Genomic DNA, 15,057 nt, shown 5'->3' with positions numbered 1-15,057 from the left:
GGCCGCCGGGCGGGGAGGGGCGCTGCCCCTCTTGGCCTGCGGCCAATTCACCCCGGGATATTTTCGGCCAGAAGAAACAGGCGTGATGGTCTTGTGCTTCATCTTGCCCGAAATACTCCTGCCGGAGGCTCCCACGGGTGACCGGAGAGCCCCCGGGTGGATCAGTGCGCCATGAACACGGGCAGCTTTGCCTGTTCCAGCATGTTGCGGGTGGCGCCGCCGAGGATTGCCTCGCGGAAGCGCGAGTGGCCGTAGGCGCCCATCACCACCATTTCCGATTCGGTATCGTCCGCGTGGCGCATCAACACATCGGACACGCGCGGCATGGTCTTCGACAGCACGTCGATCTCGGCGCGCACGCCGTGGCGGGCCAGGTATTGCGAGAGTTGACCGCCCGGGTCAGAGCGGTTGGGCCCGTGCGTGGGCGGATCGATCACGACCACGCGCACCGTTTCGGCCGCGCGCAGGAAGGGAAGCGCGGCGCGCGCGGCGGCCAGTGCCTCGGCGCTTTCGTTCCAGCCGAGCACGATCTGTTTGGGTTGCGTTAGCGGTTTGGCGTTGTCGGGCATCACCAGCACCGGGGCGTGACCTTCGAACATGGCCGATTCGACGATCGGTTCAAGCTCGGCGCCGCGCCCTTCGCCGTAGGGTTGGGGCAGGATCACCAGATCGGAGAACCGGGCGCGCGCGGCGACGTGGCGGCCGAGGTCGGCGATTTGCGCGACGCCGCTGTCGGTGCTCCACCAAATGCCGGAGACGCCGAGGCGTGCCTTGACCGCGTCCTCGATATCGCGCGCTTCTTCCTGGGCGCGGGTGATGGTTTCTTGCAGGACCATCGCGTTGGCCCCGGCATAATAATACCCTGTCTGGCTGCGGTCGACGCCCATGCACATCACGTCGAAATGCGCCTGGTTGGCATCTGCAAGCGCGATGCCCTGGTCAAGCACGGGGTTGGCGAGGGCCTTGTCCGTCAGCACGGAAAGTAGGGATTTGAATTCCATTTCGGTCTCCTTTGGGTCTGCTCCGTTGGGGGCGATGGAGGACACTCTAGCTATTATCGGATGATGTTACTTTGACACGGGTCAAGAAACCGCGTGCGCGGTTTTGATGCAGATCAAAGCGACAATTCGCCGATGTGATCATTACGTGGCATGATCTAGAAATAGGGGCGCGAATTATACCGACTCGCGCACAGATCAGACGAAGGGACGCAAAATGGGTAATTACATCAAGCTGATTGCGCTTGGCCTGGTCACGCTACTGGCGTTGATCGCGGCCAATTACGCGCGCGATCTGGCCTATCTGGTGAACGCGCTGACGGTCGCGCTGGTCGCCGGTGGCTTTTTTCTTTGGACGCTGCGCCGCACCGACGAGCCGTCGCCGGGCGTGGATCTGTCGAGGCAATACATGGATGGCGTCGTGCGCGCCGGGGTCATCGCGACCGCGGGCTGGGGCGTTGTCGGGTTCCTGGTCGGCGTGACGATCGCGTTCCAGTTGGCATTTCCGCAACTCAATTTCGATTGGGCGCAGGGCTATGCGAATTTCGGACGGCTTCGCCCGCTGCACACCAGCGCTGTGATTTTCGCCTTTGGCGGAAACGCCCTTATCGCGACCTCGTTCTACGTGGTTCAGCGCACCAGCGCCGCGCGCCTTTGGGGCGGCAACCTGGCGTGGTTCGTGTTCTGGGGCTTCCAGCTGGTGATCGTGCTGGCGGCGACGGGCTATTTGCTGGGCGCGACGCAATCCAAGGAATACGCCGAGCCGGAATGGTACGTTGACTGGTGGCTGACGGTCGTCTGGGTTGCGTACCTGGCGGTGTTCCTGGGCACCATCGTGAAACGGAAAGAGCCGCACATCTACGTGGCCAACTGGTTTTACCTGTCGTTCATCATCACGGTGGCGATGTTGCACATCGTCAATAACCTGAGCATCCCGGTGTCGCTGTATGGGTCGAAGTCCGTGCAGGTGTTCTCGGGGGTGCAGGACGCCATGACGCAGTGGTGGTATGGCCACAACGCCGTGGGCTTTTTCCTGACGGCCGGGTTCCTTGGGATGATGTACTATTTCGTACCCAAACAGGCCGAGCGGCCGATCTACAGCTACAAACTGTCGATCATCCACTTCTGGGCGCTGATCTTCATCTATATCTGGGCCGGTCCGCACCACCTGCACTACACGGCGCTGCCTGACTGGGCCTCGACGCTGGGCATGGTGTTCTCGATCGTGCTGTGGATGCCGTCCTGGGGCGGGATGATCAACGGCCTGATGACGCTCAGCGGCGCGTGGGACAAGCTGCGGACCGATCCGATCATACGGATGATGGTGATCTCGGTCGGGTTCTACGGCATGTCCACCTTCGAGGGGCCGATGATGTCGATCCGCGCGGTCAACTCCCTCTCGCACTACACGGACTGGACCATCGGGCACGTGCACTCGGGTGCGCTTGGCTGGAACGGCATGATCACCTTTGGTGCGCTCTACTTCCTGGTGCCCAAGCTGTGGAACCGCGAGCGGCTCTATAGCCTGAGCCTGGTAAGCTGGCACTTCTGGCTCGCCACGATCGGCATCATCCTTTACGCGGCATCCATGTGGGTGACCGGCATCATGGAAGGCCTGATGTGGCGCGAAGTGGATGCAAACGGTTTCCTCGTGAACTCGTTCGCTGACACGGTTGCCGCCAAGTTCCCGATGTATGTGGTGCGCGGATTGGGTGGGGTTCTGTTCCTGCTGGGTGCCATCATCATGTGCTACAACCTCTGGATGACCGTAAGGCGTTCGCCGGCCGTTGAGGCCACGAATTCCGCGGTCCCGGCTGAATAGGAGGGCCGGAGAGATGGCAATTCTGGAAAAACACACGATCCTCGAGAAGAACATCACACTTCTGACGATCTTCGCCTTCCTCGTCGTGACAGTCGGGGGGATCGTTCAGATCGCCCCGCTGTTCTGGCTGGAAAACACGATCGAGGATGTAGAGGGCATGCGCCCCTACACCCCGCTGGAGCTGACCGGGCGCGACATCTACGTGCGCGAAGGGTGCTACGTCTGCCATAGCCAGATGGTGCGCCCGATGCGTGACGAGGTAGAGCGGTATGGCCACTACAGCCTTGCGGCGGAATCGCAGTATGACCACCCGTTCCAGTGGGGTTCCAAGCGGACCGGGCCCGACCTGGCGCGTGTCGGTGGGCGCTATTCGGACGCGTGGCACGTGGATCACCTGCGTGATCCGCAATCGGTGGTGCCTGAATCGGTGATGCCGAAATACGGCTTCCTTGAAAACCGCCTGATCGAGGGCGAGCATATCGAGGACCTGCTATCGACGCATGCGTTGGTCGGCGTGCCGTACTCTGACGAGATGATCGAGAACGCCAAGGCCGATTTTGAGGCGCAGATCGATCCGTTCGGTGATGGTATCGACGGTCTGTACGAGCGCTATGGCGAAAAGGTGCAGGTGCGCAACTTTGACGGGCAGCCCGGCATATCTGAGGCGGACGCCTTGATCGCGTATCTGCAGATGCTGGGCACGCTGGTCGATTTCTCGACCTTCACGCCCGAAGCAAGCCGCTGAGAAAGGGGGATGTAATGGAAACTTATTCCCTGCTCAGACAATTCGCCGATAGCTGGGTGTTGCTGGCGCTGTTCGCCTTTTTCATCGGGGTGGTGATCTTTGCCTTCCGCCCGGGATCGACCAAGGCGTACCGCGATGTCGCGGACATTCCGTTCCGGCACGAAGATGCACCAGCGCCCCGCAAGGGCGACGACGACACCGCCGCCAACACGCGCGACGCACGGCCCAAGGAGGCGTGAGGACCATGGCAAAACAACCGCAAAAGAAGAAGAACGAGGTCGAAACCACCGGCCACGAGTGGGACGGCATCGAGGAACTCAACACGCCGCTGCCGCGGTGGTGGCTGTGGACCTTCTATGCCACGATCGTGTGGGCGGTGCTTTATACCATCGCCTACCCGGCCTGGCCCGGCATCAAGGGCGCAACGCCCGGCCTGTTGGGGTGGTCCACGCGGGCCAATGTCGCGGCCGAGATCGAACAGGCCGAACAGGCCAACGCCGGCATCAACGAGCGGCTGGCGTCGGTCGAGTTGACGGAGATCTCGGAGGATCCCGAGCTGAACAGCTATGCCACGTCCGCTGGCGAGGCCGTGTTCAAGACCTGGTGCGCACAGTGCCACGGTTCGGGCGCGGCAGGCGTGCAGGCGGGGGGCTATCCCAACCTGCTGGACGATGCATGGCTGTGGGGTGGCACGATCGAGGACATCCACACCACGATCACCCACGGCATCCGCAACGAGGAAGACCCCGACGCGCGCTGGTCGCAGATGCCCGCCTTCGGTGAAATCCTGCCGCCCGAAGAGGTGGAGCAGGTCGTCAACTACGTCATGAGCCTGTCGCCCAGCTATGAGCCGAAGGATCCGGCGCTGGTCGAGGCGGGGGCAGAGGTGTTCGACATCAACTGCTCCTCGTGTCACGGCGTGGACGGCACCGGCGACCAGTTCCAGGGTGCGCCGAACCTGACCGACGCGATCTGGCTCTATGGTGGTGATTACGCGACCGTCAAGGAAACCGTGATCAACGCCCGGTTCGGCGTGATGCCATCGTGGCAGGGCCGTCTGGACGAGTCCGAGATCCGGGCCGTGGCGACCTATGTTCACCAACTTGGCGGCGGTGAATAACCGCCCCCGGGTATAAGAATACCCATGGGGGGTGACCCCCATGGGTTCAGCACCGGCTCTCCGTCCTGTTCGCGCGTTTCCTGGAGGGCCGGTGCGATTTATTACCCTCCCGAAAAATCGGTGATCGTCAAGCACCCGCAAGCCTGGCGCAGGATGCCCGGCGACGGGCCTTCGATATAGCGCCCAGCGCGGAATCAAGGGGGAAGCCCGCCGCGCATCGCCGGGACGTCCGTCGCCCCGAAGGGGCGCCACCCTTCATCGGCACGGCTCTGGCGTGACGGCACGGCGAGTTGGCTGACACCTGCGTAATGCTCTGAGGTTTTTCGGATTTGGCGGGGATAAAGCGCCAGCGCACCAGCGCAGGATCGCCGCACCGCGGCCCGTCGATGCGCGGCTCATCGACCGACCGCCCAACGGTAGCAACAGAGCAGTCCCAACCACGTCCTGAGCAGCCGCCTACGGCGCGCGGGGGCTCTTGTCAGGCGCCGAACACCTCGCCTTACCCTCGCGCCGTTCGCGTCTTTGCGGGGGTCCGCAAGGCGCGCGCGCACAGGGTCGGCTTGCTTTCCGGTGAGCCGGGTCGCGCCCCGGGGGCCGGGTTGCCGTCTTCAAAACGGGTTGCAGTCATGAAAGATTTTGCGAATAGATACATCATAGACGTTCCTTTCCCGATTTGATCGTGCTTCACATATGCGCCTTTACGTGCAACGATGCGACTCAGGAAAAAACGCAATACGTAAGACAGGCTTACAAATGGATTGGCTGGATATGCCACCCCTTTCGGCGCTGCGGGCCTTTGCCGCCCTGGCCGAGACGGGATCGACCGCGGCGGCGGGCGCGCAACTCAATGTCAGCCACGCCGCGATCAGCCAGCAGGTCAAGGCCCTGGAGACGCGCCTTGGCGTGGCGCTGGTGGATCGGTCGGGTCGGGCGCTGGCGCTGACGGCGGAGGGCGGACAACTTGCCGAGGCCCTGAGCCTGGGGTTCGGGGCCATCGGGCGCGCGGTCGAGGCGCTGAGGGATGCCGACGAGGGCCGCCCGCTCCAGGTGACGACGACGCCCAGCTTTGCCGCGCAATGGCTGATGGCGCGGCTGGTGGATTTCCGCAATCGCCACCCCGATGTGGATGTGATGATCAACCCCACCCCGCAGCGCGTCGCGCTGGAGCCGGGGGGCATTGACATCGCGGTGCGTCACGGGCTGGGCCATTGGCCGGGGTTGCAGGCCGAGCGGCTGTTCACATCGCCGCTGGTGGTGGTGGCGGCGCCGTCGCTGGTGGGGGATCGGCGGATCGACGGGCCGGCGGACCTTCTGGATCTGCCGTGGGTGCAGGAATACGGTACCTCCGAGGCGACCGATTGGCTGCGCAAGAAAGGGCTCGCGACGCAGCGCGCCGGGGGACTGACGCAGGTGCCCGGCAACTTGCTGCTGGAGGGGCTGCGGCAGGGGCAGGGGGTATCGCTGACGGTGCTGCAATGGGTGCAGGACGACATCGCCGCTGGGCGTCTGCGGCTGCTGTTCGAGGAGCCCGAGGATACCGCTTATTACATTGTGACGCGCCCCGGCGTGTTGCGCCCGCCGGCACGGGCCTTTGCCGCGTGGCTGCGGCGGCAGGCCGCGTTGGAAGAGGCGGGCGAAAGGAATAGATAGGTATCAGACTCAGATTTGACACAGGTCAAAGCCCTCTGGCCTTATCCCTGTGACAAGAGGCACAATTCCAAGCACATATTTCGGAGCGAATCTGTGGCCAACACCGAACCCGAAGCCCCGCCGAGCCTGTACGAGGCGCGCGAACCGATCTTTCCCCGCCGTGTTTCAGGCAAGTTTCGGAACCTGAAATGGGCGATCATGATCGTCACGTTGGGCATCTACTATATCACCCCCTGGATCCGCTGGGATCGGGGGCCGAGCCTGCCGGACCAGGCGGTGCTGATCGACTTGGCGAATCGGCGGTTCTTCTTCTTCTGGATCGAGATCTGGCCGCACGAGTTCTATTTCATCGCGGGTCTGTTGGTGATGGCGGGGCTGGGCCTGTTCCTGTTCACCTCGGCGCTTGGCCGGGTGTGGTGCGGCTATGCCTGCCCCCAAACGGTGTGGACCGATCTCTATATCCTGGTCGAGCGGTGGATCGAGGGCGACCGCAACGCGCGCCTGCGCCTGCACCGCCAGAAAAAGCTGGATTTCCGCAAGGCCCGTCTGCGGGTGACGAAATGGGTGTCGTGGTTCCTGATCGGGTTGGCGACGGGCGGCGCGTGGGTGTTCTATTTCGCCGATGCGCCGACGCTGGCGCGGGATCTGTTCACTCTGGATGCGCACCCGGTGGCGTATATCACCGTCCTGGTTCTGACGCTGACGACGTTCCTGTTCGGCGGCTTTGCGCGCGAACAGATCTGCATCTACGCCTGCCCCTGGCCGCGCATCCAGGCGGCGATGCTGGACGAGGATAGCCTTGTCGTGGGCTACCGCGAGTGGCGCGGCGAGCCGCGCGGCAAGCACCGCAAGGGCGAGGGCGCCGAGGAATTGGGCGATTGCATCGATTGCATGGCCTGCGTCAACGTCTGCCCGATGGGCATCGATATCCGCGACGGTCAGCAGCTTGAATGCATCACTTGCGCGCTGTGCATCGATGCCTGCGATGACGTGATGGAGCGGATCGGCAAACCGCGCGGTTTGATCGATTACATGGCCCTGACCGATGAAACCCGCGAGCGCGCGGGCCACCCGCCCAAGCCGGTCTGGCAGCACGTGTTCCGCCCGCGCACGATCCTATACACCGTGCTTTGGGCGCTGGTTGGCGTGGGCCTGATCGTGGCGCTGTTCGTGCGCTCGGATATCGGGCTGACGGTGGCGCCGGTGCGCAACCCGACCTATGTCACCATGTCCGATGGCGCGATCCGCAACACCTATGACGTGCGGCTGCGCAACAAGCATGGCGAGGAACGCATGTTCAACCTGGCGGTCAAGGGCGATCCGTCGCTGCGCTTGCAGATCGAGGGCACGCCCTACAGCGCGGTCCCGGTGCCTGCCGACAGCACGCTGCAACAGCGCGTCTATGTCACCGCGCCGGCCCGGTCCGGTCCAGCGATGAGTGAACGTGTCGATATCCGCATCTGGGTCGAGGACAACGCCAACGGCGACCGCGTCTACAAGGACACCATCTTTAACGGAAAGGGCAATTGATGGCCGAACGCAAACTCACCGGGCGGCATGTATTCCTGGGCTTTGCCGCCGCCTTTGCCGTAATCATCGGGGTTAACCTTGTGCTGGCCTATTCGGCGGTCAAGACCTTTCCGGGGCTGGAGGTGCGCAACGGCTATGTCGCTAGCCAGACCTTCAACGAGCGAAAGGCCGCGCAAGAGGCGCTTGGCTGGACCGTGCGGGCCGATCAGGGCGATGGCGTTCTGGTGGTGCGGATCACCGACGCGCAGGGCGTGCCGGTTGAGGCGCGCGCGCTGGATGTGTCGGTCGGCCGTGCGACAACGGTGGCGCAGGACGTGGCACCTGATCTGAGCTTCAACGGCTCGGCCTATGTTGCGCCGCTGGAATTGGCGGGGGGCAACTGGGTGGTGCATATGGATGCCATAGCGCCGGATGGCACACCGTTTCAGCAGCGGTTCAACCTGCATGTGAAAAGGTGATCCATGGCAGACGCGGCGCGCCCCTCGATCGCGGCCTGCCCGGCCTGTTCGGCTGCTCCCTCGGCCGAGGCGCTGGCCGAACGTGACGTGGCGGTGCGCGATGCGCGTATCGCGCTGTCGCTGCCGACGATCCATTGCTCCGCCTGCATCGCCAAGGTCGAGCGCGCGCTGGCCGCCTATCCCGGTGTGCACGAGGCGCGGGTGAACCTGACCCTGAAGCGGGCGCAGGTGGATGCCGCGCCCGAGGTAATGCCGCAAGACCTGATCGCGGCGTTGGACGCCATCGGATACGAGGCGCACGAGCTGGACCCCGGCACCATCGCCGCCACCCAGACCGACAAGGCCGGGCGCGACCTGCTGATGCGGCTGGCGGTGGCGGGGTTCGCCGCGATGAACGTGATGTTGCTGTCGATCTCGGTCTGGTCGGGGGCGGCGGACGCCACGCGCGACATGTTCCACTGGATCTCGGCGGCGATCACGCTGCCGACCATCGCGTTTTCCGGGCAGCCGTTTTTCCGCAATGCATGGGCGGCGCTACGGCATGGGCAGCTCAATATGGACGTGCCGATCACGCTGGCGATCGTTCTGGCGGTGATCACGTCGCTGTGGGAGACGTCGCTATCGGGCGCGCACGCCTATTTCGACGCGGCGCTGGCGCTGACGTTCTTCCTGCTGGCGGGGCGGTACCTGGATCACCGCACCCGCGCCATCGCGCGGTCGGCGGCCGAGGAACTGGCCGCGCTGGAGGTGCCGCGCGCCATGGTCATCCGCGACGGGGCCGAGGTGCAGCTGCCCGTGGCCGAGGTGGCGGTGGGCGATATCGTGGCGGTGCGCCCCGGCGGGCGCATGCCCGTCGATGGCGAGATCGTCAGCGGCACGTCGGAGTTGGATCGCTCGCTTCTGACTGGGGAAACCGTGCCCGTATTCGCCGCGCCGGGCCAGGCCGTCAGCGCCGGCGAGGTCAACCTGACCGGCCCATTGCAGGTGCGCGCCACGGCCGTGGGGGCCGAGACATCGCTGCACCGGATGGCCGATCTGGTGGCGATCGCGGAATCGGGGCGCTCGCGCTATACCTCGTTGGCGGATCGGGCGGCCAAGCTGTATGCGCCGGGGGTGCATATCCTCTCGGCGCTCAGTTTCCTGGGCTGGTTCCTGTATACGTGGGACGTGCGCACTGCGCTGAACATCGCCGCCGCCGTTCTGATCATAACCTGCCCTTGTGCGCTTGGCCTTGCGGTGCCGGCGGTGACGACCGCCGCGTCGGGGCGCCTGTTCAAGCGCGGCATGCTGATCAAGCACTCCACCGCGCTTGAGCGTCTGGCGGCCGTCGATACGGTGGTGTTCGACAAGACCGGCACCCTGACCGAGGGGACGCCGGAGCTGACCAACATGGGCAGCCACGCGCGCGCCGATCTGCAAATCGCGCTGGCGCTGGCCGAGGCATCGGCGCATCCGCTGTCGCGCGCGTTGGCACAGGCCGCACGCGGGGCCGGAATTACCCCCGCCAAGGTGACCGACCTGACCGAGGTGCCGGGCTACGGCACGCAAGGGCTCTGGCAGGGGCTGAGGGTGCGGCTTGGCCGCGCCTCGTGGGTGGAGGCGCCGCACGCGACGGTGGAAACTGCCGCGTGGCTGTCGGTGGAGGGGCGCGCGCCGCAGGCGTTTACCTTCAGTGACCGGTTGCGCCCCGGCGCGGACGAGGCCGTGCGTGCCCTGATGGACGCGGGCAAGCGGGTGATCCTGATATCGGGCGATTCCACCCAGGCGGTCGAGGCGCTGGCGGCCCGTCTGGGCATCACCGATTGGCTGGCCGAGGCATTGCCCGATGACAAGCTGTCGCGCATCGAGCAACTCTCGCAGGAGGGGCGGAATGTTCTGATGGTCGGCGACGGCCTCAATGACACGGCGGCGCTGGCGGCGGCGCATGTGTCGATCTCGCCCGCGACGGCGCTGGATGCGGCGCGGGTGGCGTCGGATATCGTGCTGCTGGGCGGGGATCTGTCGCCGATCGCGCAGGCGCTGGATACCGCGCGCGCCGCGACCCGGCGCATCCGCGAAAACTTCCGCATCGCGACGGCCTATAATATCATCGCCGTGCCGCTGGCGGTGGCCGGTCTGGCCACGCCCCTGATCGCGGCCTTGGCGATGTCCGCGTCATCCATTACGGTGTCGCTGAACGCATTGCGGCTAAGGTGACGCCATGAATATCCTGACCTACCTGATCCCGATTTCCCTGCTATTGGGCGGTGTCGGCCTGTTGGGGTTCATCTACACGATCCGCTCAAACCAGTATGACGACCCCGAGGGCGACAGCCGGCGCATCCTGAACGACGAATGGGATGATCACCCCAAGCCATGAGCGGCGTATGCGCCCGCCGAGATCAGCCCGGCGCCATCATGAAGCAGGTGATCTGCCGCGCCTGAAGCCGCCGGCAGGCCACATCGGCCGAGTCGCGATCCAGTCCCATGAACTGCGCGTCATAGCCGCCGCCGCGCGGCACCACCTTGCGCAATGAGCCCTCCAGCGTGGACATCTCGCGCAGCGCGGTCTTGAGCAACACGCCCTGTGCCTCGTGCCGGGTGTTGTAGCGGCCTAGGTTGATGCCCCAGTCATGCCCGCCCGAGGTGCTGATGCGTGTGACCACCTCGCGTTCGGGGTCCCTGTCGCCTTCTGCCTCGGGCTCGCTCTCGCCCGGTTGCGGCAGGCTACTGGCGGCGGCCACGATGACGGCTTCTTCCTCGGGCGATATGGTCAGGTTTGCGGGGCGCGCGCGCGGCGCCACGATGTCATCGGGAAGGTCCGGCGTTGCCTGTATCTCGGCCAGCGCCTCGGTCACGCCATCCTTGATCGCGGCGGAGGCGACCTGCGGCGTGGCGGGGGCGGGGCGCAGGCGCGGGCGCAGGCTGCGGTGCAGGGTGGTCACGATGCGGATGGTCTTGCCCGCGCGACGGCTGGAGCCATGATAGGCGGGCTTTTGCGGCTTGCGCAGGGCCACTTGCGTGGGCGCGCGGGAAAATCCCATGTCCAACAGCTCGGCCACGCGCGCGTTGCGCGTCGCGGTGGACCGCCCGCCGAACACCGTTGCGATGACCCGCTCGCGTCCGCGATGCGCCGATGCCACCAGGTTGAAGCCCGCCGCTCGGGTATAGCCCGTCTTGATCCCGTCCGCGCCGGAATAGTCGGATAGCAGCCGCCGGTTTGTGTGGCGCACGCGGCGCACCCCGGCATCGGCGGTCTTGCGCGAGAACAGGTTATAATACTGCGGATAGTCGTAAATCACATGCCGCCCAAGGATCGTCATATCGCGCGCGGTGGACAGGTGCCCCGATTCCGTCAGGCCATGCATGTTCTTGAACGTGGTGCGCGTCATGCCCAGGGCCTTGGCCGTGCGGTTCATGCGGCGGGCAAAGGCGGCCTCGGTGCCCTCGATCGCCTCGCCAAGCGCGGTGGCGGCATCGTTGGCCGATTTCACCGCCGCCGCCCGGATCAGGTAGCGCAGCTTGATCCGCTGACCGGCGCGCAGGCCCAGTTTGCTGGGCGGCTCGGACGCGGCGTTGCGCGAAATGCGCACCTTGTCATCCAGCCCGATTTCGCCGTTTTCGACGGCCTCGAACACGATGTAGAGGGTCATCATCTTGGTCAGGGATGCGGGATGAAGGCGGGTGTCGGCGTTGCGCGAATGCAGAACCTTGCCGGTGCGGGCGTCCATCACCATCGCGGCATAAGGGGCGGCGATACCTGTGCCGACCATTGCCACCAGCAGCCAAGCCGCCGCCAGAATCATTATGCCAGCATGCGCCGGCTGCCTGTTCCGAGCCTTCACGATCACTGCCTCTCGTGCTCTTGTGGCCGCCGGTTTTCCGGTCTGACCCTTGCCTGTATGCTAAAGAATAGCATATCAAGAATGGCGCGCAATGCACTCTTTTTGTGATAAAAATTTGCTTCATGGGCGGCTTGGATCAACATTTTGGGGCGCGCGCGCGGCCATCCCCAACACTGGCTGTGAGGGCGCTGTTCGCCCCCCTCTTTTCACTGGCGGCCCACAGGTTATATACAGAGTCACCGGCCCCGAGTTGAAACGCATCAGGACACGCAGCATGACAGAGCGCTACGAAAAGATGTCCGACAGCCCGAATGGCGGCGACGACGGCGACGGCGATGCCTCGGTCGTGGTCGAAACGCGAACCAAAACCAAGCGGCCACCGCTCTACAAGGTGCTATTGCTGAACGACGATTACACGCCGATGGAATTCGTCGTGCATATCCTCGAGCGGTTCTTTGGCATGAATCACGCGCAAGCGTTCGAGATCATGCTGACCGTTCACAAGAAGGGTCTGGCCGTGGTCGGTGTGTTTAGCCACGAAATCGCCGAGACCAAGGTGACGCAGGTGATGGATTTCGCCCGCCGGCACCAGCATCCGCTGCAATGCACGATGGAACGGGAAGAATAGGCGCATGACATCCGCGCGCCTGTCGCTGGCCCTGACCGATGGCGGGCTGGCCTTGCCCGATGAGGGACGGATCGCCGTGTTCGCGCCGCGTGCGGGCATGGATTTGTCGGTGCTGCCACGCGCGCGCTGCGACATGATATCAGGGTTCCGCCCCGATATCGATGCGCTGAACGCCGACGGATGGACCACCACACAAGCGCCCCGCGATGGCACGGCCTACGGCGCGGCGGTGGTATTCCTGCCCCGCTCCAAGGCCCGTGCGCGTGCCCTGATCGCGCAGGCCGCGGATGCCGCGCAAGGCGGCCTCCTGGTGATCGATGGACAAAAAACCGACGGCATCGATTCGATCCTGCGCGATTGTCGCAAGCGGGCGGTGATCACGGGAAGCTTTTCCAAGGCACATGGCAAGACGATATGGCTGACCACCCATGCCGGCGCTTTTGCCGATTGGGCCAGTGCAGGCCCCGCGCCGATCGCGGGCGGGTATGTCACCGCGCCAGGGGTGTTTTCCGCCGATGCGGTCGATCCGGCCTCGGCACTGTTGGCGGATGTGCTGCCCAGCGATATCGGCGCGCATGTGGTCGATCTGGGCGCCGGATGGGGCTACCTGTCGCACCGGGTGCTGGCGAAATGCGGCGACGTCCGGCGGATTGACCTGGTCGAGGCCGATTATGATGCACTGGCCTGTGCACGGGTGAACGTGGATGATCCGCGCGCTGTGTTTCACTGGGCCGATGCGACCCGCTGGCGCCCCGATGCCGCCTGCGACGCGGTGGTGATGAACCCGCCCTTTCACACCGGGCGCGCCGCCGATACGGATCTGGGCCGTGCGTTCATTGCCGCCTCTGCTGCGATGCTGGCGCCGCGCGGATGCCTGTGGATGGTCGCCAACCGGCACCTGCCCTACGAGGCGACCCTGTCGCAGCACTTCGCGCAAGTGACCGAGCTGGACGGCGATCGCCGCTTCAAGGTGCTCAGCGCCGCGCGCCCGTCTCGCCAGCGGCGCTGATCTGGCTTATCCTGCCCCCTTCGGAATCAACGGAGCCCTCCCATGTCCCTCACAATTTCCGGAAAAACCGCCATCGTCACCGGCGCGGCCAACGGCATCGGCCTGGCGATCGGGCGTCATTTCGTGGACAAGGGCGCCAATGTCGTCTTTGCCGACATGGACGAGGCGCGCCTGCTAAAGGAGTTGGGCCCGAACGACGACAACCGCAATTTCCGATGGTTCGCCGGCGATCTGCGCCAGAAGCTGACGGTTGCCAACCTGTTGTCGGCCACCATCGATGCCTTCGACAGCGTCGATATCCTGATCAACGCCTCGCGGCAGATGGTTTCGGGCGATCCGCTGGACCCCGAAAACGACGCGGTCGAGATGCTGTTGCAGCAAAACCTGATGACCGCGCTGCGCCTGTCGCAGGCGGTGGCCAAGCGGATGATCAAGCAAAGCAAGGGGCGCGATGGCGGCCCGGCGGGCACCATCGTGAACCTGTCGTCGATCGCCGCGCGGCGGTCGAACCCCGAACTGCTGGGCTATTCGGTGTCCACCGCGGCGCTGGAGCAGATGACGCGCTCGCTGGCGGTGGCGCTTGCGGATTACCGTATCCGGGTCAACGCGGTGGCGTTCGGCTCGGTCATGTCGGCCAGCCTCAAGGACGCGCTGAAGGACAACAGCGAGTTTCGCGGCGAGATCGAAGAGCACACGCCGCTGGGGCGCATCGCCTCGCCGCGCGAGTTGGCGGAAACGGTGCAGTTCCTGGCCAGCGACGGCTCGCGCTTCATGACGGGACAGATCCTGACGCTGGATGGCGGGCGCACCCTGCTGGACCCGGTGGGTGCCCCGGCGCATTGAAGTGCTCGGAAGCGAGAGCGCATCGGCGGACGATCCGGGGGCATGAATGGCCTTGAGCGGACATTTCATATAACGCCCTGCGCGGAATAGCGGCCGTAGGCCGCCGCGCATCGCCGGGCCGCCCCCCGGCACGGCGATTGGGCTGACGTCCGCGCAACGCTCTGATGTTGTTCGGATTTGGCTGGAATAAAGTGCCCCGCACCAGCGGAGGATCGCCGCACCGCGGCCCGACGATGTGCGGCTTCTCAGCCGGTTGTGCAATGCCCGCTCAAGGCCATCACCGCCGTTCTTGTGCCAGATGTCGAACCTAGTCAGAAGAAACATCTAAGTGCGCGCGCAGGTGGCGGGGCGGTCTGTCCTCTGGCCCCCGGGGACGGGGGTTGCTACAAGGCAGCGCCAGATGGGGCGAGGAGGCAAGAGAGTGACCCAA

At 64.9% G+C, this 15,057-nt stretch carries 14 protein-coding genes; 12 read left to right on the top strand and 2 right to left on the bottom strand.

All coding sequences use genetic code 11. The features are described 5' to 3' along the window. Positions 1 to 161 precede the first annotated feature (161 nt). Positions 162 to 1,001, bottom strand: a complete 840-nt coding sequence (locus G568_RS0111300; RefSeq protein WP_026758140.1) for a universal stress protein — start codon at positions 999 to 1,001, stop codon at positions 162 to 164. A 214-nt stretch (positions 1,002 to 1,215) separates the two neighbouring features. Here G568_RS0111300 and ccoN point away from each other — a divergent pair, with 214 nt between their 5' ends. The 9 genes from ccoN (at position 1,216) to ccoS (ending at position 10,682) form a co-directional block, all read left to right on the top strand. Then, positions 1,216 to 2,820: a cytochrome-c oxidase, cbb3-type subunit I gene (gene ccoN / locus G568_RS0111295; RefSeq protein WP_026758139.1), complete on the top strand. Its 1,605-nt coding sequence runs from the start codon at positions 1,216 to 1,218 to the stop codon at positions 2,818 to 2,820. Between the two features lie 13 nt (positions 2,821 to 2,833). Then, entirely contained in the window at positions 2,834 to 3,565 is a 732-nt protein-coding gene (ccoO, locus tag G568_RS0111290; protein ID WP_026758138.1) for a cytochrome-c oxidase, cbb3-type subunit II, read from the top strand. A 14-nt stretch (positions 3,566 to 3,579) separates the two neighbouring features. Further along, on the top strand, positions 3,580 to 3,804 hold the full coding sequence (locus tag G568_RS0111285) for a CcoQ/FixQ family Cbb3-type cytochrome c oxidase assembly chaperone (RefSeq protein ID WP_026758137.1): 225 nt from the start codon (positions 3,580 to 3,582) through the stop codon (positions 3,802 to 3,804). A gap of 5 nt (positions 3,805 to 3,809) precedes the next feature. Next, the gene (gene ccoP / locus G568_RS0111280) at positions 3,810 to 4,685 is read left to right on the top strand and encodes a cytochrome-c oxidase, cbb3-type subunit III (protein ID WP_026758136.1); all 876 of its coding nucleotides are present in this window, start codon (positions 3,810 to 3,812) and stop codon (positions 4,683 to 4,685) included. A 753-nt stretch (positions 4,686 to 5,438) separates the two neighbouring features. After that, positions 5,439 to 6,335, top strand: a complete 897-nt coding sequence (locus G568_RS0111275) for a LysR family transcriptional regulator (RefSeq protein ID WP_026758135.1) — start codon at positions 5,439 to 5,441, stop codon at positions 6,333 to 6,335. A 75-nt stretch (positions 6,336 to 6,410) separates the two neighbouring features. Further along, positions 6,411 to 7,865, top strand: coding sequence for a cytochrome c oxidase accessory protein CcoG (gene ccoG / locus G568_RS0111270; RefSeq protein WP_425423407.1), 1,455 nt, complete (start codon positions 6,411 to 6,413; stop codon positions 7,863 to 7,865). Then, positions 7,865 to 8,323: a FixH family protein gene (locus G568_RS0111265; RefSeq protein WP_026758133.1), complete on the top strand. Its 459-nt coding sequence runs from the start codon at positions 7,865 to 7,867 to the stop codon at positions 8,321 to 8,323. The genes ccoG and G568_RS0111265 overlap by 1 nt, the downstream gene beginning before the upstream one ends. 3 nt (positions 8,324 to 8,326) lie before the next feature. Beyond that, positions 8,327 to 10,519: a heavy metal translocating P-type ATPase gene (locus G568_RS0111260; protein ID WP_026758132.1), complete on the top strand. Its 2,193-nt coding sequence runs from the start codon at positions 8,327 to 8,329 to the stop codon at positions 10,517 to 10,519. Between the two features lie 4 nt (positions 10,520 to 10,523). Next, positions 10,524 to 10,682, top strand: coding sequence for a cbb3-type cytochrome oxidase assembly protein CcoS (gene ccoS, locus G568_RS0111255; protein ID WP_026758131.1), 159 nt, complete (start codon positions 10,524 to 10,526; stop codon positions 10,680 to 10,682). A gap of 22 nt (positions 10,683 to 10,704) precedes the next feature. Here the strand turns inward: ccoS and G568_RS0111250 are convergent, their stop codons facing one another. Then, positions 10,705 to 12,108 (bottom strand): D-alanyl-D-alanine carboxypeptidase family protein, encoded by a 1,404-nt coding sequence (locus G568_RS0111250; protein WP_051202931.1) that lies wholly within the window; start codon positions 12,106 to 12,108, stop codon positions 10,705 to 10,707. A 313-nt stretch (positions 12,109 to 12,421) separates the two neighbouring features. Between G568_RS0111250 and clpS the strand changes: the two genes are divergently transcribed. The 3 genes from clpS to G568_RS0111235 are packed head-to-tail and all read left to right on the top strand — an operon-like array spanning position 12,422 to position 14,627. Next, a complete protein-coding gene (gene clpS, locus G568_RS0111245) occupies positions 12,422 to 12,775 on the top strand; it encodes an ATP-dependent Clp protease adapter ClpS (RefSeq protein ID WP_026758129.1) in 354 nt (117 codons plus the stop codon). Positions 12,776 to 12,779: 4 nt separating this feature from the next. Beyond that, a complete protein-coding gene (locus G568_RS0111240; RefSeq protein WP_026758128.1) occupies positions 12,780 to 13,784 on the top strand; it encodes a class I SAM-dependent methyltransferase in 1,005 nt (334 codons plus the stop codon). 42 nt (positions 13,785 to 13,826) lie between these two features. After that, positions 13,827 to 14,627, top strand: coding sequence for an SDR family NAD(P)-dependent oxidoreductase (locus G568_RS0111235; protein ID WP_026758127.1), 801 nt, complete (start codon positions 13,827 to 13,829; stop codon positions 14,625 to 14,627). Positions 14,628 to 15,057 lie beyond the last annotated feature (430 nt).

Source organism: Sediminimonas qiaohouensis DSM 21189 (assembly GCF_000423645.1).
GTDB lineage: Bacteria > Pseudomonadota > Alphaproteobacteria > Rhodobacterales > Rhodobacteraceae > Sediminimonas > Sediminimonas qiaohouensis.
Note: the sequence above shows the minus strand (reverse complement) of the source record. Positions and strands in the feature narration are given on the sequence as shown.